Source organism: Streptomyces sp. NPDC040610 (genome assembly GCF_055594065.1).
This window is the reverse complement of the sequence record NZ_JBVIXA010000006.1, coordinates 522,711-543,691: the sequence shown is the minus strand read 5'-3', so window position 1 is coordinate 543,691 and position 20,981 is coordinate 522,711. Positions and strand designations below refer to the sequence as shown.

Annotated in this window: 15 protein-coding genes and 2 pseudogenes; 11 read left to right on the top strand and 6 right to left on the bottom strand. The window is 72.1% G+C overall.

What is annotated here, in order from left to right; translation table 11 throughout:
• Nucleotides 1-4: 4 nt before the first annotated feature.
• On the bottom strand, nt 5-556 hold the full coding sequence (locus ACZ6AA_RS23770; protein WP_471459800.1) for a hypothetical protein: 552 nt from the start codon (nt 554-556) through the stop codon (nt 5-7).
• A 150-nt stretch (nt 557-706) separates the two neighbouring features.
• Here ACZ6AA_RS23770 and ACZ6AA_RS23765 point away from each other — a divergent pair, with 150 nt between their 5' ends.
• The 5 genes and pseudogenes from ACZ6AA_RS23765 to ACZ6AA_RS23745 all read left to right on the top strand — a co-directional run bounded on the left by ACZ6AA_RS23765 (nt 707) and on the right by ACZ6AA_RS23745 (nt 6,211).
• Nucleotides 707-1,297 (top strand): MTB12 C-terminal domain-containing protein, encoded by a 591-nt coding sequence (locus ACZ6AA_RS23765; protein WP_468452736.1) that lies wholly within the window; start codon nt 707-709, stop codon nt 1,295-1,297.
• An 82-nt stretch (nt 1,298-1,379) separates the two neighbouring features.
• Nucleotides 1,380-2,681, top strand: a complete 1,302-nt coding sequence (locus ACZ6AA_RS23760) for an ABC transporter substrate-binding protein (RefSeq protein ID WP_471459825.1) — start codon at nt 1,380-1,382, stop codon at nt 2,679-2,681.
• Between the two features lie 163 nt (nt 2,682-2,844).
• Nucleotides 2,845-3,897 (top strand): annotated as a pseudogene (locus ACZ6AA_RS23755) (glycosyltransferase family 4 protein); the annotation flags it as partial.
• Between the two features lie 209 nt (nt 3,898-4,106).
• Nucleotides 4,107-5,000: a hypothetical protein gene (locus ACZ6AA_RS23750; protein WP_468452738.1), complete on the top strand. Its 894-nt coding sequence runs from the start codon at nt 4,107-4,109 to the stop codon at nt 4,998-5,000.
• Between the two features lie 155 nt (nt 5,001-5,155).
• A complete protein-coding gene (locus tag ACZ6AA_RS23745) occupies nt 5,156-6,211 on the top strand; it encodes a helix-turn-helix transcriptional regulator (protein WP_468452740.1) in 1,056 nt (351 codons plus the stop codon).
• Here ACZ6AA_RS23745 and ctaD read toward each other — a convergent pair.
• A pseudogene (gene ctaD / locus ACZ6AA_RS23740) lies at nt 6,102-7,784 on the bottom strand (aa3-type cytochrome oxidase subunit I); the annotation flags it as partial. The gene ACZ6AA_RS23745 and the pseudogene ctaD sit on opposite strands and share 110 nt — an antisense overlap.
• 545 nt (nt 7,785-8,329) lie before the next feature.
• Here ctaD and ACZ6AA_RS23735 point away from each other — a divergent pair.
• Nucleotides 8,330-8,545 (top strand): I78 family peptidase inhibitor, encoded by a 216-nt coding sequence (locus tag ACZ6AA_RS23735; RefSeq protein ID WP_468452742.1) that lies wholly within the window; start codon nt 8,330-8,332, stop codon nt 8,543-8,545.
• 151 nt (nt 8,546-8,696) lie between these two features.
• Here ACZ6AA_RS23735 and ACZ6AA_RS23730 read toward each other — a convergent pair whose 3' ends face one another.
• Both ACZ6AA_RS23730 and ACZ6AA_RS23725 read right to left on the bottom strand, forming a co-directional pair.
• Nucleotides 8,697-9,722, bottom strand: a complete 1,026-nt coding sequence (locus ACZ6AA_RS23730) for a phosphatase PAP2 family protein (RefSeq protein ID WP_468452744.1) — start codon at nt 9,720-9,722, stop codon at nt 8,697-8,699.
• Nucleotides 9,723-10,028: 306 nt separating this feature from the next.
• Entirely contained in the window at nt 10,029-11,204 is a 1,176-nt protein-coding gene (locus tag ACZ6AA_RS23725) for a glycosyltransferase family 39 protein (RefSeq protein WP_471459797.1), read from the bottom strand.
• Nucleotides 11,205-11,463: 259 nt separating this feature from the next.
• On the opposite strand from ACZ6AA_RS23725, the gene ACZ6AA_RS23720 reads away from it, so the two are divergent.
• The gene (locus tag ACZ6AA_RS23720) at nt 11,464-13,083 is read left to right on the top strand and encodes an MFS transporter (RefSeq protein ID WP_468452748.1); all 1,620 of its coding nucleotides are present in this window, start codon (nt 11,464-11,466) and stop codon (nt 13,081-13,083) included.
• A 356-nt stretch (nt 13,084-13,439) separates the two neighbouring features.
• Nucleotides 13,440-14,630, top strand: coding sequence for an acyl-CoA dehydrogenase family protein (locus tag ACZ6AA_RS23715; RefSeq protein WP_468452750.1), 1,191 nt, complete (start codon nt 13,440-13,442; stop codon nt 14,628-14,630).
• Nucleotides 14,631-14,679: 49 nt separating this feature from the next.
• On the opposite strand, the gene ACZ6AA_RS23710 is transcribed toward ACZ6AA_RS23715, so the two are convergent.
• Complete coding sequence (locus tag ACZ6AA_RS23710) at nt 14,680-15,126, bottom strand: cell division protein SepF (protein ID WP_468452752.1); 447 nt, start codon at nt 15,124-15,126, stop codon at nt 14,680-14,682.
• A 322-nt stretch (nt 15,127-15,448) separates the two neighbouring features.
• Between ACZ6AA_RS23710 and ACZ6AA_RS23705 the strand changes: the two genes are divergently transcribed.
• Complete coding sequence (locus tag ACZ6AA_RS23705) at nt 15,449-16,762, top strand: DUF5685 family protein (protein WP_468452754.1); 1,314 nt, start codon at nt 15,449-15,451, stop codon at nt 16,760-16,762.
• A 65-nt stretch (nt 16,763-16,827) separates the two neighbouring features.
• On the opposite strand, the gene ACZ6AA_RS23700 is transcribed toward ACZ6AA_RS23705, so the two are convergent.
• The gene (locus ACZ6AA_RS23700) at nt 16,828-17,787 is read right to left on the bottom strand and encodes an ABC transporter substrate-binding protein (protein WP_468452756.1); all 960 of its coding nucleotides are present in this window, start codon (nt 17,785-17,787) and stop codon (nt 16,828-16,830) included.
• Between the two features lie 570 nt (nt 17,788-18,357).
• Between ACZ6AA_RS23700 and ACZ6AA_RS23695 the strand changes: the two genes are divergently transcribed.
• Nucleotides 18,358-19,221: an amino acid ABC transporter permease gene (locus tag ACZ6AA_RS23695; protein WP_471459793.1), complete on the top strand. Its 864-nt coding sequence runs from the start codon at nt 18,358-18,360 to the stop codon at nt 19,219-19,221.
• The gene (locus tag ACZ6AA_RS23690; protein WP_471459791.1) at nt 19,218-20,969 is read left to right on the top strand and encodes an FAD/NAD(P)-binding protein; all 1,752 of its coding nucleotides are present in this window, start codon (nt 19,218-19,220) and stop codon (nt 20,967-20,969) included. The genes ACZ6AA_RS23695 and ACZ6AA_RS23690 overlap by 4 nt, the downstream gene beginning before the upstream one ends.
• Nucleotides 20,970-20,981 lie beyond the last annotated feature (12 nt).

Genomic DNA, 20,981 nt, shown 5'->3' with positions numbered 1-20,981 from the left:
CGGGTCAGGCCTCCGGGGCGGTCGGGTCCCCGGGGTCGTGCGGGGGCGCGCAGATCGGGCACGGGCTCGTCGCGCCGGACGCGAGGGTGCCCGCGTCCGGCGGCGCCGCGTCCGGCTTCCCCACCACCAGCGGGCAGTCCGCGCGGTGCAGGAGCCCCCCGCCGGGCACGGTCAGGAGGTCGTCGCTGGTCGCGACCCGAGCCGCCGCCCGCTCGGCGCGCACGGCCGCCGGATCCTGCCCCTCGACGGCCACGAGCAGCCCGTACAGCTCCTCGACCCGCGCCGCCGCGAGCGCCCCGCGGCCGTGCGCGAGGAGCACGGCGCCCGCCACGATCAGCGCGGCGCCGGGCACCGTGCACGAGGCGAGGTAGGGCAGCTGGCGTTCGGCGAAGCGCTCGCCGGAGATGCCGTACCAGCCGATCACGCAGAGCACCGCCCCGGTCGCGAGAGCCGCGAACGCCGCCCACAGCATCGGATGCACCGTGCGCAGCCGGGCCGCGCGGGAGGCGGCCGAGGACGCCGTGGGAGATCGCCGATCCGTTCGTGCCGCCCGCATCGGGGCCCCCTGGGAGACGTCGTAAGTCAGACAGGTCTGTTACTGACAGGTCTGTTCATGTCAGCCAATGGCTTGCACTATGCCTTCTGGAAGCTGACCCTGAAAGCACCGGGCGCTCTTCGCCCGGACCGACACCCGGTGGTGAGCCAGATGGTTCTCGGGACAAGGCCCAGGCGGGGGATCGATCCCCGGCGGGGAAGGGTACGGAGCGCGGCCCTGGCGGCAGCCGCGGTCCTGCTGATCGTTCCGGCCGCCGCGGCCTGCGGTGACGACAGCGGGGGCGGCGACGACAACGCGCCGCCGAAGCCCTCGGTGGAGAAGACGGAGAAGACCCCCGCAAAGTCGCCGTCGCCGAGCGCGGCGCCCGACGCGAAGAAGCCCGCCGACCCCGCGGCCGCCGAGAAACAGGTGCGGACGAACTTCGAGAAGTTCTTCGACCCGGCCACGTCCATGCGGGACAAGGAGGCCGTCCTGGAGAACGGCCCGAAGATGCGCGCGGTCCTGCAGGGCTTCAGCGGGGACGAGCGCGGCAAGCAGGTCGGCGCGAAGGTCGGCAAGGTCGAGTTCACCTCGGCCACGGAGGCCGACGTGACGTACGCGCTGACTCTGAAGGGCGCCACCGCGCTGCCCACCGCCAGCGGGACGGCGGTGAACCAGGACGACACCTGGAAGGTGTCCGTGAAGACGCTGTGCGCCCTGGTGAAGCTGAGCGGCAACGCGTCACCGGGCCCCGGCTGCTGAGGCTTTGAGCAGCCGTCAGGTTCGGACCGCCGGGGCGCCGGGCCTCCGCGCCCGGCGCCGTCGGCGCTCCTGCGTCCTCGCCGTGCTCGCGGCCGCCGCGCTCCTGGCCGCCGCGGGCTGCGGCAGCCGCCTCCCCGAGAGCGACTTCGAGGAGCGCCCGCCCGCGCCGCGCGGCAGCCGGCAGGGGCCGCCGGTGCGGGTCGGCATCATCACCAGCGCCACCAGCCCGGTCGGCGGCTCCGCCTTCACCGGCCCGCGCGACGGCGCGAAGGCGTACTTCGAGCGCCTCAACGACCGCGGCGGCGTCGGCGGCCGCGAGGTCGAGGTGCACACCTGCGACGACGGCGGCAGCGGCGTCGGCAACAACGAGTGCGTGCACAAGCTGCTCGACGAGAAGAAGGTCGTCGCCCTCGTCGCCACCACCTCCCTCGACTACGCGGGCGCCCCGCGCGTGTCGAAGGCGGGCGTGCCCGACATCGGCGGCCAGCCCATCGGCTCCGCCTACGACACCTACCCGCACCTGTACGGCATCTACGGCAGCCTCGCCCCGCGCACCGGCGAGCCGGGCTGGGACGGCGAGCTGTACGGCGGCACGGAGGTCTACCGCTACTTCAAGCGCGAGCACGGCGCCCGCACCGCCGCCGTCGTCTCCTACAACCAGGCCGCGTCGGCCGCGTACGCCCGCCTGGTGAAGCGCGGCCTGGAGACCGAGGGCTACGACGTCGTCACCGAACAGGTCGACTTCGCGCTGCCCAACTTCCGCGCCGTCGCCGCCGACCTCAAGGACCGGGGCGTCGACCTCGTCTTCGACGCGATGGACACCCACGGCAACGCGCAGCTCTGCAAAGCGATGGACGACGTCGGCGCCGACATCACCGCGAAGGTCACCAACGTCCAGAACTGGTCATCCACGGTGGCCGAGGACTACAAGGACGCGCCGCGCTGCCGCAACGCCCTGTGGGCCACCGGCGCGAGCCGCAACTACGCGGACACGGGCCATCCGGCGGTGCGCGAGTTCCGCGACGCCACGAAGGGCGCGAAGACGCACTCCCAGTGGCAGCTGGAGGGCTGGGCGGCCGCGATGTGGTTCACGGACGCGGCGAAGTCCTGCTCAGAGGCGGGGAGCGACGTCACGCGCGCGTGCGTCGACCGCTTCATGAGCCGGGGCGAGCCCTACGACGCCGACGGCCTGCTGCTGCCCGTGACGTACGAGCGGCGCGAGCGGCCGCCGAAGACGCGCGAGACCTGTGTGTCGGTGGCACGCTGGCGCGACGGCGCGGACGACGCAGGCGGCGGGGGCGACGCGGACGATGAGGGCTGGGTCACACAGGGCGATATGAACCGCACCTGCTTCGACGTACCGCAGCTCTCCTACCAGCCATGATCGTTGTACCAGTCATGGAGTTCCCGCCTCCGGCTTGCGATCGCGCATCCGTTCCAGAACAAGACGGATATTGGACCCAACCCTTGGCCCTCGATTCCCGTCTAACCCCTCGGTAGGCGGACGAGACGGACTGTCCGCAGGGAAGCGCGGAATACGGGGACGTATGCATATCTCTTTCCTGATTCACAACGCGTACGGGATCGGAGGGACGATCCGGACCACGTACAACTTGGCGAACACACTCGCCGAGCACCATGACGTCGACATCGTGTCGGTGCTGCGCCATCGCGACGAGCCGGTCTTCACCCCCGACGCGCGGATCAGGCTGAGCCACCTCGTCGACATCCGGAAGGGCAGCCCGGGGTACGAGGGCGACAGCGAGGCCTACCGGACCCCGGCCAAGGTCTTCCCGAGCGCCGAGGGCCGCTACGCCCAGTACAGCGCCCTCACCGACGAGCGCATCGCGGCCCACCTGTCCGCCCTCAGGTCCGACGTCGTCATCGGCACCCGCCCCGGCCTGAACGTGCACATCGCCCGCCAGACCCGGCGCGGCGTGCTGCGCGTCGGCCAGGAGCACCTCACCCTCGACAGCCACCCCAAGGAACTGCGCCTCCAGCTGCGCAGCGTGTACCCGCGCCTGGACGTCCTGACCACGACGACCGAGGCCGACGCGCACGCCTACCGCCAGCGGATGCGGCTGCCCGGCGTGCAGGTGCAGGCGGTGCCGAACCCGGTGCCCGCGCCCGGCATCGAGCCCGCCGACGGCTCCCACAAGTGGGTCGTCGCGGCCGGCAGGCTCGCCCCCGTCAAGCGGTACGACCTGCTGATCCGCGCCTTCGACAAGGTGCGCCGCGAGCGCCCCGACTGGCGCCTGCGGATCTACGGCGGCGGCAAGCAGAAGGACAAGCTGCGCAAGCTGATCGACGACCTCGGCCTGTACAACCACGTCTTCCTCATGGGCCCGGCGCACCCCATCGAGCCGGAGTGGGCCAAGGGCTCCATCGCCGCCGTCACCTCCAGCCTGGAGTCGTTCGGCATGACCATCGTGGAGGCGATGCGCTGTGGGCTCCCGGTGGTCGCCACCGACTGCCCGCACGGTCCCGGCGAGATCATCGACAACGGCGTCGACGGCCGCCTCGTCGAGGTCGGCAACGCCGACGCCATCGCGGGCGGACTGCTCGAACTCATCAACGACGACGCGCTGCGGCAGCGCATGGCGGGCGCCGCGCTCGAGGACTCCGAGCGCTTCGACCCGGCCCGCATCGCCGAGCGCTACGAGGACATGTTCCAGGGCATGCTCACGCGGGGCGGCTCGCTGGGCGGCCGGATGCGCGGCTCGATGCACCGCGCGAGAGGGGCCCTGCTCGGCGGCGCGTACGCCGTGCGGGACGCCCGCCGGACGGTACCGACGAAGGGGCGCTTGGCATGACGGCCGTGTTCACACGGGGCACGCTGGACGGCTCACGGGAGGCCACGACGGGCGAGGCACAGCCGCTCGCGCCGCGCGCCGACTGCATCGCGGACTCCGCGGGCGGGCTGACCTTCGACGTCACCGACCCCGGTGAGGCGGGCGCCGCCCATCTGCTGCTGCGCCTTCGCGACACGGACCCGCCCGTCGAGGTCCGCCTGCCGCTCACCCCCGCCGCCGACGGCAGCCTGCGCGCCGCGCTGCCCAGCAGCGTCGAGCTGGCCGAGGGCCGCTGGAACGCGTACGCGCAGGTCGAGGGCGGCGAGCCGCGCCGCCTGATGCCGGGCGTGAACGACCTGCGCTCGCTGGTCGACCGCGCGCCCAGCGGCAGCCGCGGCCATGTCGCGGTCCGCATCCCGTACGCCACCAAGCAGGGCAACCTGTCGGTGCGCGCCTGGCTGCGCGCCCCGCACGCCGAGGTCGGCGAGCTGTGCATCGACGGCACGGGCCTGACCGGGCACGGCCGCGTCTACGGCACCGCGCTGACCGGCGCCGCGCGCATCGAGGCCGTCCTGCGCGGCGACGTCTCCCAGGTCCTGCACGCCGAGGTGACGCCCGCGGCCCAGGCGGCCCCCGCGGCCACGGACTTCGGCTTCGCCCTGCCGTACGCCGAACTGGCTGCCGCCGAGGGCGTCTGGGACCTCTGGCTCCACCCGGCGGGCGACGACGGCCCACGCATCCGGCTCGCCCGCCTCCTGGACGACGTGGCCGACAAGAAGCCGATCTTCACGTACCCGGTGACACGAGTGGACTGCGTGGGCGGCCAGGTCGAGGTGGGCCCGTACTACACGAACGACAACGACTTGGCGGTACGGGTGTCGGCGGCGGATCTCGGCCCGTCCGGCGTGTGAGCGCGAGGCGGACCTCGGCCCGTCCGGCGTTTGAGGGCGAGGCGGATTTCAGCCCGTCCGGCGTTTGAGGACGAGGCCGAAGGGCCGAAGCGGGGGGAGAGGGGGCGCAGCCCCCATGGTCGGGCCCGCCCCCGGGCCGGGGGAGAATCACGACCATGTTGGAGACCTCCGCCCGCCTGCTGCGCCTGCTCTCGTTGCTGCAGGCCCACCGCGAGTGGTCCGGCGCCGACCTGGCCGACCGCCTCGGCGTCACCGCCCGCACGGTCCGGCGGGACGTGGACCGGCTCCGGGAGCTGGGCTACCCCGTCAACGCCAGCCCCGGCACGGGCGGCGGCTACCAGCTGGGGGCGGGCGCCGAGCTGCCGCCGCTGCTCCTGGACGACGACGAGGCGGTCGCCGTGGCGGTGGGCCTGCGCACGGCCGCGGGACAGGGCATCGAGGGCATCGGGGAGAGCTCCGTACGCGCCCTCGGCAAGCTCGAACAGGTCCTGCCGGGCAGGCTGCGCCGCCGCGTCGGCGCGCTCAACGCCTTCACCGTCCCGATGCTGCACACCGCGCGCTCCCAGGCCGTCGACCCCTCGGTCCTGACCGAACTGGCGGCCGTCTGCCGGGACTCGGAGCGGCTGCGGTTCGACTACCGCGACCACGGCGGCAGTTCCAGCCGCCGTGTCGTGGAGCCGCACCGCCTGGTGTGCACCGAGCGCCGCTGGTACCTCGTCGCCTGGGACCTGGACCGCGCCGACTGGCGTACGTTCCGCGTGGACCGCGTGACGCCGAGGCCCCCGCACGGCCCGCGCTGCGAGCCCCGCACCCCGCCCGCCGCCGACCTCGCCGCGTACGTCTCCCGGGGCGTCTCCACGCGCGCCTACGCGGCGCAGGCCACCGTCCGCCTCTTCGTGCCCCTGGAGGAGGCGGCCCAGCGGGTGACGCCGTCGGACGGCACCCTGGAGGCCGAGACGGACGGCACCTGCCTGCTGCGCACGGGCGCGGGCAGCCCGGAGTTCATGGTCTTCCATCTGATGTTCCTGGGCTTCGAGTTCGAGGTGCTCGAACCCGAGGGGCTCAGCGAGGGGATGCGGTCGGTCAGGGACCGCCTGAGCCGGGCCCTGGACCGGGGTGATCGGTCTGGTCGTCCGGAGCCCGCAGCGCCGCGTACTCGGGATGGTGCAGATCGAACGCCGGGGACTCCGAGCGGATCCGGGGGAGCGTGACGAAGTTGTGCCGGGGCGGTGGGCAGGAGGTCGCCCACTCCAGGGAGCGGCCGAACCCCCAGGGGTCGTCGACCTCGACCTTCTCGCCGTACTTGGCGGTCTTCCAGAGGTTGTAGAGGAACGGCAGCGTGGACAGGCCGAGCAGGAAGGCGCCGATGGACGACACCGTGTTGAGCACCGTGAAGCCGTCCGCCGCCAGATAGTCCGCGTACCGCCGGGGCATGCCCTCCGCGCCCAGCCAGTGCTGCACGAGGAACGTCGTGTGGAAGCCCACGAAGAGTGTCCAGAAGTGGATCTTCCCGAGCCGCTCGTCGAGCATCTTGCCGGTGAGTTTCGGCCACCAGAAGTAGAAGCCCGCGAAGGTCGCGAACACGACGGTGCCGAAGACCACGTAGTGGAAGTGCGCCACGACGAAGTACGAGTCGGTGACGTGGAAGTCCAGTGGCGGCGAGGCGAGGATGACGCCCGTCAGGCCGCCGAACAGGAACGACACCAGGAACCCGACGGCCCACAGCATCGGTGTCTCGAACGACAGGGACCCCTTGAGCATCGTCCCCGTCCAGTTGAAGAACTTCACCCCGGTCGGCACCGCGATCAGGAACGACATGAACGAGAAGAACGGAAGCAGCACCGCGCCCGTCGCGAACATGTGGTGCGCCCACACGACCACCGAGAGCCCGGTGATGGCCATCGTCGCGCCGATCAGCGGGATGTAGCCGAACACCGGCTTCCTGCTGAACACCGGGATGATCTCCGTGATGATGCCGAAGAACGGCAGCGCGATGATGTAGACCTCCGGATGCCCGAAGAACCAGAAGAGGTGCTGCCACAGCAACGCACCCCCGAACTGGGCGTCGAAGACGACCGAGTGGAAGCGCCGGTCGGCCTCCAGGACGAGCAGGGCGGCCGCGAGCACCGGGAACGCGAGGAGCACCAGGATCGATGTGAAGAGCACATTCCAGGTGAAGATGGGCATGCGGAACATCGTCATCCCGGGCGCGCGCATCCCGATGATGGTGGTCAGGAAGTTCACCGAGCCGAGGATCGTGCCGAAGCCGGACAGCGCGAGCCCCATGATCCACAGGTCGGCGCCGATGCCCGGAGACCGCTCCAGGCTGTTCAGGGGCGCGTACGCGAACCAGCCGAAGGCCGCGGGCCCGCCCGGCACGAGCAGCGAGCCGAGCACCATCAGGCCGCCGAAGAGGAACAGCCAGTACGAGAGCATGTTCAGGCGCGGGAAGGCCACGTCCGGCGAGCCGATCTGCAGCGGCATGATCTCGTTGGCGAAGCCCGCGAACGTCGGCGTCGCGAAGAGCAGCAGCATGATCGTGCCGTGCATGGTGAACATCTGGTTGAACTCTTCGTTGGACATCAGCTGCAGGCCCGGGCGGGCGAGTTCGGCCCGCATCATCAGGGCCATCAGGCCCGCGATCAGGAAGAACGCGAACGACGTGATCAGGTAGAGGTGCCCGATCTTCTTGTGGTCGGTGGTGGTCAGCCAGTCGACGACGATCCGCCCCGGCGTCCGCTCCCGCGCCGGCCCCTGCCGCGCGCCCACCGTCTGCGTCCCCATCGCTTGCCCCTTCGCTGTCGCGTCCCGGGCTTGCTCGAAGCACACGACATGATGTCGCCGCGCACCGGGATCCGACAGGGGGCGTCCCGCGTTCCGTCCGGGGGTGTCTCGTTCCGGCGGCGGGCCTACCGCGTTCCGGCAACGGGCCTACCGCGTTCCGGCGGCGGACGCACTCCGGCGGCCACCCGTCGGTAGCCCTGGAACCATGAATTCCTCATGCCGCGTCACCTCACCGGAAGCGCCCGGTAATCGGAAATGCGGAGGATCGGTAAAGGATTTCCGAGGGCAATGCCGGACATCCGGAAGGATCTTCCGACAGCCTTCCGATGGGTTTTCCCGCGATCTCTCCAGGGGCTCCTGGACGACCCGGAGTTCACGTCGAATTCGAGCCTTGAGAGCAACGAACCGCTCGTACGTGTGACGAAGTCCGGGCGAAACGCGCGTCGTGATCCTGTGACAGAAGCGTGACCAGAGGGGCATCGGTGACGCATGGTGCACGGCCGACGGACTTCCCCGCGGCGCACCGGCCGCCTAACGTGACGGGCATGGCACCCATACCGACACCCGCCTCCGAGCCCCAGGACAGCCCGGACTCCTACGTCGGCCTCGCCGCCGAGGACGCCGAGCGCCGGGCCCGCGCCCGCGGCTGGTCCACCGTCAGGTCGCTGCCGCCGGGCACCTTCATCACCATGGAGTACCTCGCGGGGCGGCTGAACTTCGAGGTCGCGGACGGCGCGGTGACGCGCTGCTGGAAGGGCTGAGCCCCCGCCCCGGACGCTCCCCGGCCAGGACGCCTCCGCCCCGGACGCCCCCGGCCAGGACGTACGAAGGCCCCGGACACCTGAGTGGTGTCCGGGGCCTTCGCCGTGCGGGAGCCAGCTGTGCGTACCGTTCCCGCGGTCGGTGGGGCGCTCAGCCGCCCGTGAGGGGCCGCGCCGACGTGCCGCGCACCCGCTCGGGGTGCGGCGGGCGGCGGGGGCCCTGCGGGGTGACCGGCGTGCGCTCGCAGCGGGCGGTGTGCGGGCCCGGGGCGAGGTAGGCGGGGGTGCGGGGGCGTGCGGTCGCGACGGGCTCGCGGACGGGCTGCTCGTCGCCGGGGGCGCCGGGGCCACCGGGACCGCCGGAGGTGCGCTGCGGGACCAGGGCCGGGGTGGGCACCGGGGGCGTGGCGGGGCGGCCGCCGCGGCGCGCCCAGGCGTCCCTGATGCTGAGGATCCAGGCCTCGACGCGGGTGATGAGCGGCTCGACCCAGGGCAGCGCCAGCAGGATCAGGAGGCCGGCGGCCCAGCCGAGCAGGACGTCGCTGAGCCAGTGCGTACCCAGGTAGACGGTGGTGAGGCCGACGCTGAGGGAGACCACGGCGGAGAGCGCCGACAGATAGCGGCGGGTGCGCGGGGTGGAGGCGAGATAGGCGAGGATTCCCCAGGTCACGACGGCGTTGGCGGTGTGGCCCGAAGGAAATATATCGCCGCCCTGCCACATCTCGTTCGAGCCGATGACGGTGGCGTAGTGCGGGCCGAGGCGGCCCATGCCGATCTTGGCGGCGCCCACCGTGGCGTTCAGCAGGAGCAGGGCCGCGCCGAACATCAGCAGCGGGCGCAGCGTGTGCTGCCGCCAGGAGCGCCAGCCCAGCCAGGCCGCGACCATCACGGCGGTCGGGCCGCGCTGGCCGAGGACCACCCAGTAGTCGAGGAAGCCGTGGATCTCGGGCCACTGCTGGTAGGGCCGGAAGAACATGACCTGCCAGTCGAACCGCACGAGCCAGGAGGTGGCCACGACGGCGACGACGATGGCCACGTAGAAGGCCAGCGTCGCGCTGAAGAGCACGACCCGGTGCGGGCTCATCCGCGGCTCATCGAGGTGGGCCGGTCGTTCCGGCTCACGGTCTAGCCGGGCGAACAGCCGGTCCAGACGGGTCAGGTTTCGTTCGGTACGCACCCAATCGACGTTACAGCGAGTGAGTGCCCTACTAGGTCGAATCAGAGCGTTTGTGATGACGATGTGATGTGGCATTGATCTCAGGCTCCGGTTTATTCCGGCCGGAATCCCTATTCAATGATGCCTGCTTTACCCAATCCGTTGATCATTACGCTCGCGGTTTTAGGCTGCTTATGAATTCGTTCACCGGGACCTCGTACGGAATTCTCCGTCCGCTCACCGGATGCTCACCGCCCGTGCCCGGTAACGATCTTGGGTGGGTGATCTTGGCGGGAAGCGGAGGGCCCGGACGGCCCCGGGGCGGGCTCACGGCGGCCCCGAGCCGTGCAGCCAGAACGCCCCGTACACCGCGCTGACCACGGCCACCCCGCCCACGACCAGGGCCGCCCTGCTGATGCGCAGCCGCGCCAGCGCCACCGCGAGCGGCAGCAGCAGCGGGAAGGCGGGCATCAGCAGGCGCGGTTTGGAGCCGAAGTAGCCGGAAGCGCACAGCGCGAGCACGACGACGATCCCGCAGTAGACGAGCAGCGCGGGCGGCTGGTGCTGCCGCACCCCCTTGACGTACAGCCAGACGAGACCGGCGACGCCGACGATCAGGCCGATCCCCGCGAGCGCCCCCGCCGGGGACGTGAACTTCTCGCCGATGAAGCGCGCGAAGGCGTAGCCGCCGTCGAAGCCGTTGCCCCACTGCTTCTGCACGTCGAGGTAGCCGAACAGGCCGTCGCCCGTGCGGTGCCCCACCCACAGGACGTAGCCCGCCGCGCCGAGCGGCGCCAGGAGCACGCCGAGCAGCATCCGCCAGTCCCGCCCGAACACCAGCGGCCGCTCACCGGCCCGCTTCCCGCGGTACGCCGCGAGAGCCGCCGTCGCCCACACCGCGGCGACCACCGCCGCGCCCACCGGCCGGGTAAGCCCGGCCAGCGAGGCGAGCAGCCCCGCAGTCACCCAGCGCCCGGTCAGGACCGCGTACAGCGCCCAGGCCGCGAGCGCGGTGAACAGCGACTCGCTGTACGCCATCGACTGCACGATGCCGACCGGGAGCACCGCCCACAGCGCGACGGCGCACACCCCGGCCCGGCGGCCGTACACATGCTCCGCGACCGCGAAGATCCCGCCCGCCGCGCACAGCGAGGCGAGCGCGCTCGCCACCAGACCCGCGTCCGCGTACGACAGGCCGAACACCGACCCGGCCCGCTCCAGCCAGGGCAGCAGCGGGAAGAACGCCAGGTTCGAGTGCACACTGCCGTCCGGCAGTCTCACCTCCCAGCCGTAGCCGAAGTCGGCGACGCGGGTGTACCAGAGCGAGTCCCAGCGGGCGGAGAGCAAGGTGTGCGGACTCTTGCCCGCCGCGGCGCCCCACACGGCGAGCACCGCGAGCCCCAGCGCGCGCACCCCGGCGTACACAAAGAGCGCGGGCGCCGCCCGGCGCAGCGCGGCGGCGGTCCGGTGCCCCGTGGCGGGGCGCTGATCAAGATCGGTCACGGGCTCGATTATCGGCTCCCCGCCCGCATGCTCGGGACGGCACGAGGGCACCCGAACATCACCGGCACGGGCGAACGTGGCACACACCACACCCCAGCGCGGCAACCATGAGAGGTCCGCCACGCGAGCCGGCCGGGGACTCGCGTACGCTGACGGCCACTCGCCGTTCACAGCCGCCACAGCCGGACGACCGGATCCCGTAGGGTCCCGCCGGCCCCCCACTGGCCGCACTCGCGAGGAATCACTGGGAGGTACGCACATGTCCGGGACGACCACGGCCGCCGCTCCATCCGGCCGTCGGCCCCCCGGCGCGGGCGCCAACCGCTGGGTCGTGCTCGTCGTCCTCTGCGTCAGCCTGCTGCTGGTCGCCGTCGACGCCACCGTCCTGCACGTCGCCGTGCCCGCCGTCACCGAGGACCTCAAGCCCGGCGCGATCGAGCTCCTGTGGATCGTCGACATCTATCCGCTGGTCTGCGCCTCCCTCCTGATCCTCTTCGGCACCCTCGGCGACCGCGTCGGCCGCAGACGCGTGCTGCTTTTCGGCTACGGCCTGTTCGGCGTGGCCTCCGCCGTCGCCGCGCTCGCCGACACCCCGCACGTCCTCATCGCGGCTCGCGCGCTGCTCGGCGTCGGCGGCGCGATGATCATGCCCGCGACGCTCTCGATCCTGCGCCAGGTCTTCCCCGACCGGCGCGAGCGCGCCCTCGCGATCGGCATCTGGAGCGCCGTCGCCGCCGTGGGCGCCGCCTGCGGACCGCTGCTCGGCGGCTTCCTCCTCGAACACTTCTGGTGGGGCTCGGTCTTCCTCATCAACATCCCGCTGATGCTCGTCAGCCTGCCCGTCGGACGCTGGCTCCTGCCCGAGTCGACCGGCGCCCGCAACGGGCCCTGGGACGTCGTCGGCGCCCTCATGGCCGCCGGTGGTCTCTTCGGCCTCGTGCTCGGCGTCAAGCGGCTCGGTGGCGGGGAGTCGCCGCTCGGCGCCACCACGCTGCTCGCGCTCCTCGTGGGCGGTGGGCTCCTCATCGCCTTCGTACGCCGACAGCGGCGTCGGCGGTATCCGCTCGTCGACCTCGCCATGTTCACGCGGCCCGCGTTCAGTACGTCCGTGGGGTGCATCGTCCTCGCGATGCTCGCCCTCGTCGGGCTCGAACTCATCGCCGCGCAGTACCTCCAGCTCGTCCTCGGTCTCTCCCCCCTCGAAACCGGGCTCCGGCTGCTTCCCCTCACCATCGCCGCCATGGCCGCCGGGCTCGCCGGATCCCGCATGCTCCAGCGTTTCGGGCCGCGCGCCATGGTTGCCTCCGGCTTCGGGCTCACCGCCCTCGCCGTCGCCGCCCTCACCGCCATGGGCGGCGACGACAACGCCCCGCTGCTCCTCACCGGCTTCGTCCTGCTCGGCTTCGGCCTGGAGACCACGCTCTTCGGGGCCTACGAATCCATGCTCAGCGAGGCGCCGCAGACCCAGGCCGGCGGGGCCGCCGCCATCGGTGAGACCTCCTACCAGCTCGGCGCCGGTATCGGCATCGCGCTGCTCGGCAGCGTCATGAACGCCGCGTACGCGCCCGGGCTCTCCTCCGTGCGGGGGGTGCCCGCCGCCGACAGTGCCGCCGCCGGGCATTCGCTCGGTGAGGCCTATGACGTCGCCGATCGGCTCGGTGGCGCGCAGGGCGAGGCCCTGCGGGCGGCCGCCCGGGACTCCTTCGTACACGGCCTGCATGTGACCCTGCTGGTCAGTGCCGGGTTGCTCCTTCTCGGCGCCCTCGCGGCCCTGCGGCTGCCTCGGGTCATGGAGTGCGGCGCCCCTGCCGGGGAGGGCGAGCCGGGGATACCTGTTCCTCGCGAGGGGGCGGGGGTTCCGGTGGAGTCTTTGCGCTGAGGGGGCCCTCGCGGGTGCGCCCCGGTCCCGCCCCTTCCCGTAATTGGGGGCGCTGCCCCCAGACCCCCGCTCCTCAAACGCCGGAGGGGCTATATATCTCGCCGGTGCAGTCAGCTTCCAGCCCGCCCCGGCCAAGTTCCAGCCCGTCCGGCGTTTGAGGACGAGGCGCGGAGCGCCGATCAGCGGGGGTCCGGGGGCGGCAGCCCCCGGGTTCGGGAAGGGGTGGGGTTGGGGAGCCCCCGGCAAGGCTCCCGCCGCCCCGGGCTCGCTCTGGACGTGGGGGATGCCGCGTCGTAGCGTCGACCCCGAGTCGCAGTGACTACCAGCGCTAGTTAAGCCCGTCGGAGGCCCCCGCCATGTCGCGCAGCAGCAATCTGCCCCCGTTCGACCCCGCCGACCCCCTCGGCCTCGACGACCTCCTGGACGCGGAGGATCTGGCGGTGCGGGACACCGTCAGGTCGTGGGCGGCCGACCGCGTGCTGCCGCACATCGCGGAGTGGTACGAGAGCGGCGAGCTGCCGGGGGTGCGGGAGCTGGCCCGGGAGCTGGGGGCGATCGGGGCGCTCGGGATGTCGCTGACCGGGTACGGATGTGCGGGCGCGAGCGCCGTGCAGTACGGGCTGGCCTGCCTGGAGCTGGAGGCGGCGGACTCCGGGATCAGGTCGCTGGTGTCGGTGCAGGGCTCGCTGGCGATGTACGCGATCCACCGCTTCGGCTCGGAGGAGCAGAAGCAGCGCTGGCTGCCGGGCATGGCGGCGGGCGAGACCATCGGCTGCTTCGGCCTCACCGAGCCCGACCACGGCTCGGACCCGGCGGCCATGCGGACGTACGCGAAGCGGGACGGCACGGACTGGGTCCTGACGGGCCGCAAGATGTGGATCACCAATGGGTCGGTGGCCGGGGTGGCTGTCGTCTGGGCGCAGACGGACGACGGGATCCGGGGCTTCGCCGTCCCCACGGACACCCCGGGCTTCTCCGCGCCGGAGATCAGGCACAAGTGGTCGCTGCGCGCCAGCGTCACCAGCGAGCTGGTCCTGGACGAGGTGCGGCTGCCGGCCGACGCGGTGCTGCCCGGCGTCACCGGCCTGAAGGGCCCGCTGAGCTGTCTGTCGCACGCGCGCTACGGCATCGTCTGGGGCGCGATGGGCGCGGCCCGCGCCTGCTTCGACGCGGCCGTGGAGTACTCAAGGACCCGGGAGCAGTTCGGCAAGCCGATCGGCGGCTTCCAGCTGACCCAGGCCAAGCTCGCCGACATGGCGGTCGAGCTGCACAAGGGCATCCTGCTCGCGCACCACCTCGGGCGCCGCATGGACGCCGGGCGGCTGCGGCCCGAGCAGGTCAGCTTCGGCAAGCTCAACAACGTACGAGAGGCGATCGAGATCTGCCGCACGTCGCGCACGATCCTCGGCGCCAATGGCATCTCGCTCGAGTACCCCGTGATGCGGCACGCCACGAACCTCGAGTCGGTGCTCACCTACGAGGGCACCGTCGAGATGCACCAGCTGGTCCTCGGCAAGGCGCTCACCGGGCTCGACGCCTTCCGCTGAGCGCGCGGGGCGCGCGGCGGCGGGCACGGGCACGGCGAGCGGCCTTGCCTCAGCTCTGGTTGAAGAAGCCGTCCGTGCGGTGCGGCGTGGCCTCACCGCTGACGATCTCCGTGTTGGCGGGGGTCAGCAGGAACACCCGGTGCGCGACCCGGTCGATGGAGCCGCGCAGGCCGAAGATGAGCCCGGCGGCGAAGTCGACGACGCGCTTGGCGTCGCCGGGCTCCATCGACGTGAGGTTCACGATGACCGGCACGCCGTCCCGGAACATCTCACCGATGGCGCGGGCGTCGCGGAAGCTGTCCGGCGTGACCGTGCCGATCCTGTGGCCCTTGTCCTCGGCCACGTCCGACGCGACCTTGACCCGCGGGTCCGTGACCCAGGCCTCGGCCGCCTCGGGGCCGTCGGCCCCGTCGTCTTCGTATCCGTCGTAGTAACGCTCGTCGTTGTTGTCGTCGACGAGGCCAAGCCAGGCACTCGCCTTGCGCACCGATCCCATGGACGCCTCCTCTCGCAGCGGTCTGCTTGCGTTCCGCATCCCTATGGTCGTCCATGATGCGGATGGTGCGCCAAGGGGATAGTCGCCGCGCGGGGTTTTCGTGACGGTACTGGCACACAGTCAATACGGCGACGCGCGGGATTCTTCAAGGGTCTTGCCGTGTACGGCTGCTGACAGTGAGTGAAATATGATTCTTCGCGGCGTATGGGTGACGGACGGTGCGTACGGGTGAACGGACGGGTGAGCGGACGGCTCGATACGATGCCGGAGTTCGCACACCCAGCGGATTCGTCGGACTCATCGGGCTCACGGGGGAGTCGCCTTGTTCGGAATCGTCAGGCCCTGCAGCCACCGTCTCGGGGAGGGGCTCAGGACCCAGTGGATGGCGCATCTGTGCGGGCTGTGTCTCGCGCTGCGCGGTGACCACGGGCAGTTCGCACGCGTCGTGACCAACTACGACGGGCTCATCATCTCGGTTCTGACGGAGGCTCAGGCCGACCGGGCCTCCGGCTGGCGGCGCACCGCGGGCCCCTGTCCGCTGCGCGGCATGCGCACCGCCTCCGTGGCCCAGGGCGAGGGCGCGCGGCTCGCCGCGGCCGTCTCGCTCGTGCTCGCCTCCGCGAAGGTCCGCGACCACGTCGTCGACGGCGACGGCCTGTTGGCGCGCAGGCCGGTGGCCGCCGCGGCCCGGCGCGTCGCCGGCAAGTGGGACCGGGCGGGCGCGAGCACCGGCGCCGACGTGGGCTTCGACACGGCGGTCCTGCTGGACGCCGTCGAACGGCAGGAGGGCATCGAGGCCTTGGCGGGCCCCGGCACCTCCCTGCTCACGGTCACCGAGCCGACCGAGACCGCGACCGCCGCCGCCTTCGCGCACACCGCCGTGCTCGCCGGACGCCCGGGCAACGCGGAGCCGCTGGCCGAGGCCGGACGCCTCTTCGGCAGGCTCGCGCACCTCCTCGACGCCGTGGAGGACCGGGTCGCGGACGCCGAGGCGGGCGCCTGGAACCCGATCACGGCCCTCGGCACCTCCCGCGCCGAGGCCCGGCGGCTCGCCGACGACGCGCTGCACGGGATCCGCCTCGCCCTCGCCGAGGTCGAGTTCACCGAGGGCAAGCTCGCGCACGCCCTGCTCGTGCACGAACTCGCGCGCTCCGTCGACCGGGCGTTCGGCACGTCCTCGTGCGGGCACGCGCCGAGTGCGGGGCTCTCCGGGCCCACCGGGTTCTCCGGGTCCGCCGGGCCCACCGGGTTCTCCGGGCGCGAGGTGACGGCCCACGACGGGTCGTGGGGCTCCGGGTCCGGCTCGGGGTCCGGCTCGGGGTCGTGGGGATCGGGGTCGTACGGGGACGGGTCCTCGTACGGCTCGGGGAACTACAAGGACGGCTCGTACGGCGGCGGGGACTACGGCGGTGGCGGGCACGGCGGCGGTGACGGCGGCTGGTCCGGCGGTGAGCCGTCGAAGCCGCGGCGCGGGCTGATCGCCGGGTGCGTGGTCGCGATCGGCCTGTTCTGCACGTGCCAGATGTGCTGCGCGCACGAGTACGAGGGCCCCTGGTCCCGGAAGAAGCGCAAGGGTGCCTGCCGGGACTGCGACTGTGGGTGCGACTGCTGCGAGTGCTGCTGCTGCGACTGCTGAGGCGAGGCGCGGGACCCGGGGCACGGTGAGGACCGCCGCCCCGGGCCGCCGCCGGTGACGTGGCGTCAGTCCTTGATCTCCGGCGGCGAGATCCGGGACTCGTCGATCGCCGAGGCCCGCGTGCCCCACTTCTTCAGGATGCGGTCGTACGTCCCGTCCTCGATGAGCCGGTTGACCGCGGCCTGGAACGCGGGCGCCAGCTTCGTGCCCTTCTTGAAGGCGAAGCCCACGTCCAGGCGGTGGAACTCGCCCAGGAACTTCAGGCCCTCCTGCTGCTCGACCGCGTACCGCAGGCCGTTGATCGTGGACATCACCACATCGCTGCGGCCCTGCTGGAGCGAGGGCCAGATCGCGCCCGGCTCGGTGTAGGTCTTCACGCTGTACGGCTTCTTGCCCGCGTCGGCGCAGACGTGCTTGTTGTCCTCCAGGGTCACCTCGAAGGTGGTGCCCGCGCCGGTCGCCACGTTCAGGCCGCACAGCTGCGCGAAGTCCGTGATCTTCTTCAGCTTGCTGTCGGCGCGCACGGCGAAGCCCTGGCCGTCGTTGATGTACGTGACGAAGTCGATGGTCCTGCGACGTTCGTCGGTGACGCCGAAGTTGCCCGTCCCCAGGTCGTACTTGCCGCTGTCCAGGGACGGCAGGATCGCCTCGAAGCTCGCGGTCTCGCGTTTCAGGCGCAGGCCGAGGACCTTGGCGACGGCGTTCGCGAAGTCGATGTCCTGGCCCACGACGGTCTTGCCGTCCGGCAGATAGGCCGAGCCGGGCGGGGTGCCGCCGACGCTGGTGGCGATCCTGAGGGAGCCGCGGGCGCGCACGTCCGCCGGGAGCAGCCGGGCCGCCTTGTCGTTCTTGGCGATGGACGACACCACGTCCGTCGTCGGGAGCTTGCCGCTCCTGCCCGCGGGGGCGGCGCCGCCCGCGGCGTTCGAGGAGTCGCCTGAGCCGCACGCCGTGAGCGTCAGGGTGGCGGCGGTGAGCAGGGCGAAGGCCGTGGTGAGGCGGCGGGAGGGCAGGGGTGTGCGCATGACGTGGTGGTCTCCGGCTCCGGTGCGATGTGGTGCGGTGCTGTGTGAGGCGGTGTGGTGCGGTGCGGTGTGGTGCGGTACGGGTCGTGCGAGGGGAGGGGTCGCGTGGACGTACGCGTGTGAAGGCGAAGCAACGGCGCGAAAGCGCGCGGGAGTTCGGGGAAAGCCGAGACAGCTGTCCGCATCGTGGAACGCGCGGGGCGATGGGCCCGGGCACGCGGGCGGGACAGGTCGGCTCAGAAGTGCATCAAGAGTGCATCAACAAGACGCGGACCACACGCGACCGAAGTCGATGTGGGAGCGCCTGACCAGCCACTGCTGTGGATGCATGAGCACAAGTGGAACAGGCATCCGTTTCCGCGTCAACTGACCTGAGACGTACGGCTCATATTCTGGACAGGGTTCCGCGCCGCTCCTGGACAGCCTTGACAGCAGGCGCGAAGCGCCCCGTAGTCTCAAGAGGCGGACCCTTGCTGAGGGGCTCGGTCCGTGTCCGGCCGCGCCCCGGCGCGGCCCATGTGAAGGCGGCACTCGTCCTGTCGTCCTGCTCGTCCTGACGAAAGCCTTCACATGTCATCCGACACCCTCGCCCAAGTCGACGTCCGCCCGCCGGACCCGCCCACGGACGACCCCGCCGACCTGCCCGTGGTGGCGCGGCCCCGCATCGGCCAGTGGATCGCCGCCGCCGTCGTCCTCGTCGCCCTCGCGCTCGTCGCCCAGTCCGTCGCCCGCAACGACGCCTTCCAGTGGGACGTCGTCGGCGACTACTTCACCTCCGCGTCCGTGCTGCGCGGACTCTGGCTCACGCTGTGGCTGACCGGGGTGGTGATGGCGCTAGGCTTCGCGCTCGGCACCCTGCTGGCCCTCGGTCGTCTCTCCGACAACCCCGTGCTGAGATCGGTCAGTTGGGGCTACGTCTGGTTCTTCCGGTCGATGCCGATCCTGGTGCAGCTGCTGTTCTGGTTCAACATCGGCGCGCTCTATCCGACGCTGTTCGGCGTCAAGACCGTGGATCTCCTCGGGCCCGTCACCATCGCCGTCATCGGGCTCACGCTGCACGAGGCCGCGTACGCCGCCGAGGTCGTGCGCGGCGGCATCCTCTCCGTGGACCGGGGCCAGGTGGAGGCCGCGCAGTCGCTCGGGCTCGGGCGGTGGCGGCGGTTCCGGCGGGTGGTGCTTCCGCAGGCCATGCGCTCCATCGTGCCCCCGGCCGGGAACATGCTGATCGGCACCCTCAAGGGCACCTCGATCGTCAGCGTCATCGCCGTCCAGGACCTGCTCTACTCCGTGCAGCTCGTCTACCACCGCACCTACCAGGTCATCCCGCTCCTGCTCGTCGCCACGCTCTGGTACGTCGTCGTGACCTCGCTGCTCAGCGTCGGCCAGTACTACGTGGAGCGGCACTACGCGCGCGGCTCGGAGCGGGCCCGATGAACCCCGCCCTGGTCATCGTCGGCGCGGGCCCCCGCGCCACCGGCATCGTCGAGCGCATCGCCGCCAACGCGCCCGAGCTGTACGGGAGCGCGCGCCTCGACATCCACCTCGTCGACCCCTACCCGCCCGGCCCGGGACGGATCTGGCGCGCGGAGCAGTCGCCGCTGCTGTGGATGAACTCGCACGCGCAGGACGTCACGATGTTCACCGACGACACGGTGGAGACGGCCGGGCCCGTGCTCCCCGGACCCGCCCTGCACGAGTGGGCGGGCGCCGACGGACAGGTCTTCGCCGACCGCCGCACCCAGGGTGCCTATCTGCGCTGGGTGTACGAGAAGGCGGTGGCCGCCCTGCCGCCCGGCATCACCGTCCACCACCACGCCCGCCGCGCCCTGCGCCTGACCGGCCCACCGGACGACCGCCAGGAGGTGTGGCTCGAAGGCACCGACCACCCCCTGCCCGCCGACCTGGTGATCCTCGCCCAGGGCCACCTCGACGCCGAACTCGACCACGAACAGCAGCGCCTGTCCCGCTACGCCCGCCGCCACGGACTCGTCCACCTGCCGCCCGACTTCACCGCCGACACCGACCTGAGCGCCCTCGAAGCGGGCGAGCCCGTCCTGGTCCGGGGCTTCGGCCTGGCCTTCGTCGACCTGATGGTGCTCCTGACCGAGGGGCGCGGCGGGCGGTACGAGGGCGACACCTACGTGCCGTCGGGACGCGAGCCCGTCCTGTACGTCGGATCGCGGCGCGGCGTGCCCTACCACGCCAAGCTCGGCTACACCTGGGACGACGGCGAACGGCCGCCGCTGCCGCGCTACTTGGGCCCGGCGCAGATCGACGAGCTGCTCGCACGCCCCGACGGCTACGACTTCGCCCGCGACGTGTGGCCGCTGATCGAGAAGGAACTGGGCTTCGCCCACTACCACCGCCTGTTCACCGCCCACGCCGAGCGCACCGCGATGGCCTGGCCGGACTTCGACGAGAAGTACGCGGTCTGCCCGCCCGGCAGCCCCGAGCTGGCCGCCCTCGTCTCCGCCGCCGTGCCCGACCCGGCCGACCGCCTCGACCTGCGCGCCATCGACCACCCCCTGGACGGCGTCCGCCACCCGTCGTACGACGGACTCCAGGACGGCATCAGGGCCTACATCACCGCCGACCTCACCCGCCGCCACGACCCCGCGCACAGCCCCGACCTGGCCGTCTTCCTCGGACTGCTGTCCGTGTACGGGCAGTTGGTGCGGCTCGGCGACATCGGGCCGTGGTGGCACGGCTACTTCAGCTATCTCGCCTCCGGGCCGCCCGGGCCGAGGCTGCGGCAACTGCTCGCGCTGTCGCGGGCCGGGGTGGTGCGGTTCCTCGGCGCGGGGATGACGGTGGCGGCGAGCGGGGGAGAGTTCCGGGCGCGCGGCGCGACCGTGCCCGGGGCGAGTGTCGCGGCCCGCGCCCTGGTCGAGGCGCGGCTGCCGCAGCCGACGCTCGCCCGCACCCGCGACCCCCTGCTGCGCGCGCTGCACGCGGAGGGCGTCGCCGAGACTCCCGACGGCCTGCTCGCCGTCGACCCCGCCGACGGCCGCGTCCGGGACCGCTCCGGGACCCCGCACCCGCGCCGCTTCGCGCTCGGCCCGCACACCGACGCCCGGGGCGCGGGCGCCTTCACCCGGCCCCGCACCAACAGCCCCTCGTTCCGGCAGAACGACGCCACCGCGCGCGCCGTCCTCACCTTCCTCACGGACCCGGCGCGATGAGCGGCCCCGCTG

Bases quoted from the DNA above. Each gene is read 5' to 3' on its own strand.
- ACZ6AA_RS23745 (WP_468452740.1), top strand. From the start codon at position 5,156: ATGTTGGAGACCTCCGCCCGCCTGCTGCGCCTGCTCTCGTTGCTGCAG.
- ACZ6AA_RS23770 (WP_471459800.1), bottom strand. From the start codon at position 556: ATGCGGGCGGCACGAACGGATCGGCGATCTCCCACGGCGTCCTCGGCC.
- ACZ6AA_RS23695 (WP_471459793.1), top strand. From the start codon at position 18,358: ATGTCATCCGACACCCTCGCCCAAGTCGACGTCCGCCCGCCGGACCCG.
- ACZ6AA_RS23700 (WP_468452756.1), bottom strand. From the start codon at position 17,787: ATGCGCACACCCCTGCCCTCCCGCCGCCTCACCACGGCCTTCGCCCTG.
- ACZ6AA_RS23710 (WP_468452752.1), bottom strand. From the start codon at position 15,126: ATGGGATCGGTGCGCAAGGCGAGTGCCTGGCTTGGCCTCGTCGACGAC.
- ACZ6AA_RS23690 (WP_471459791.1), top strand. From the start codon at position 19,218: ATGAACCCCGCCCTGGTCATCGTCGGCGCGGGCCCCCGCGCCACCGGC.
- ACZ6AA_RS23765 (WP_468452736.1), top strand. From the start codon at position 707: ATGGTTCTCGGGACAAGGCCCAGGCGGGGGATCGATCCCCGGCGGGGA.
- ACZ6AA_RS23715 (WP_468452750.1), top strand. From the start codon at position 13,440: ATGTCGCGCAGCAGCAATCTGCCCCCGTTCGACCCCGCCGACCCCCTC.
- ACZ6AA_RS23720 (WP_468452748.1), top strand. From the start codon at position 11,464: ATGTCCGGGACGACCACGGCCGCCGCTCCATCCGGCCGTCGGCCCCCC.
- ACZ6AA_RS23750 (WP_468452738.1), top strand. From the start codon at position 4,107: ATGACGGCCGTGTTCACACGGGGCACGCTGGACGGCTCACGGGAGGCC.
- ACZ6AA_RS23735 (WP_468452742.1), top strand. From the start codon at position 8,330: ATGGCACCCATACCGACACCCGCCTCCGAGCCCCAGGACAGCCCGGAC.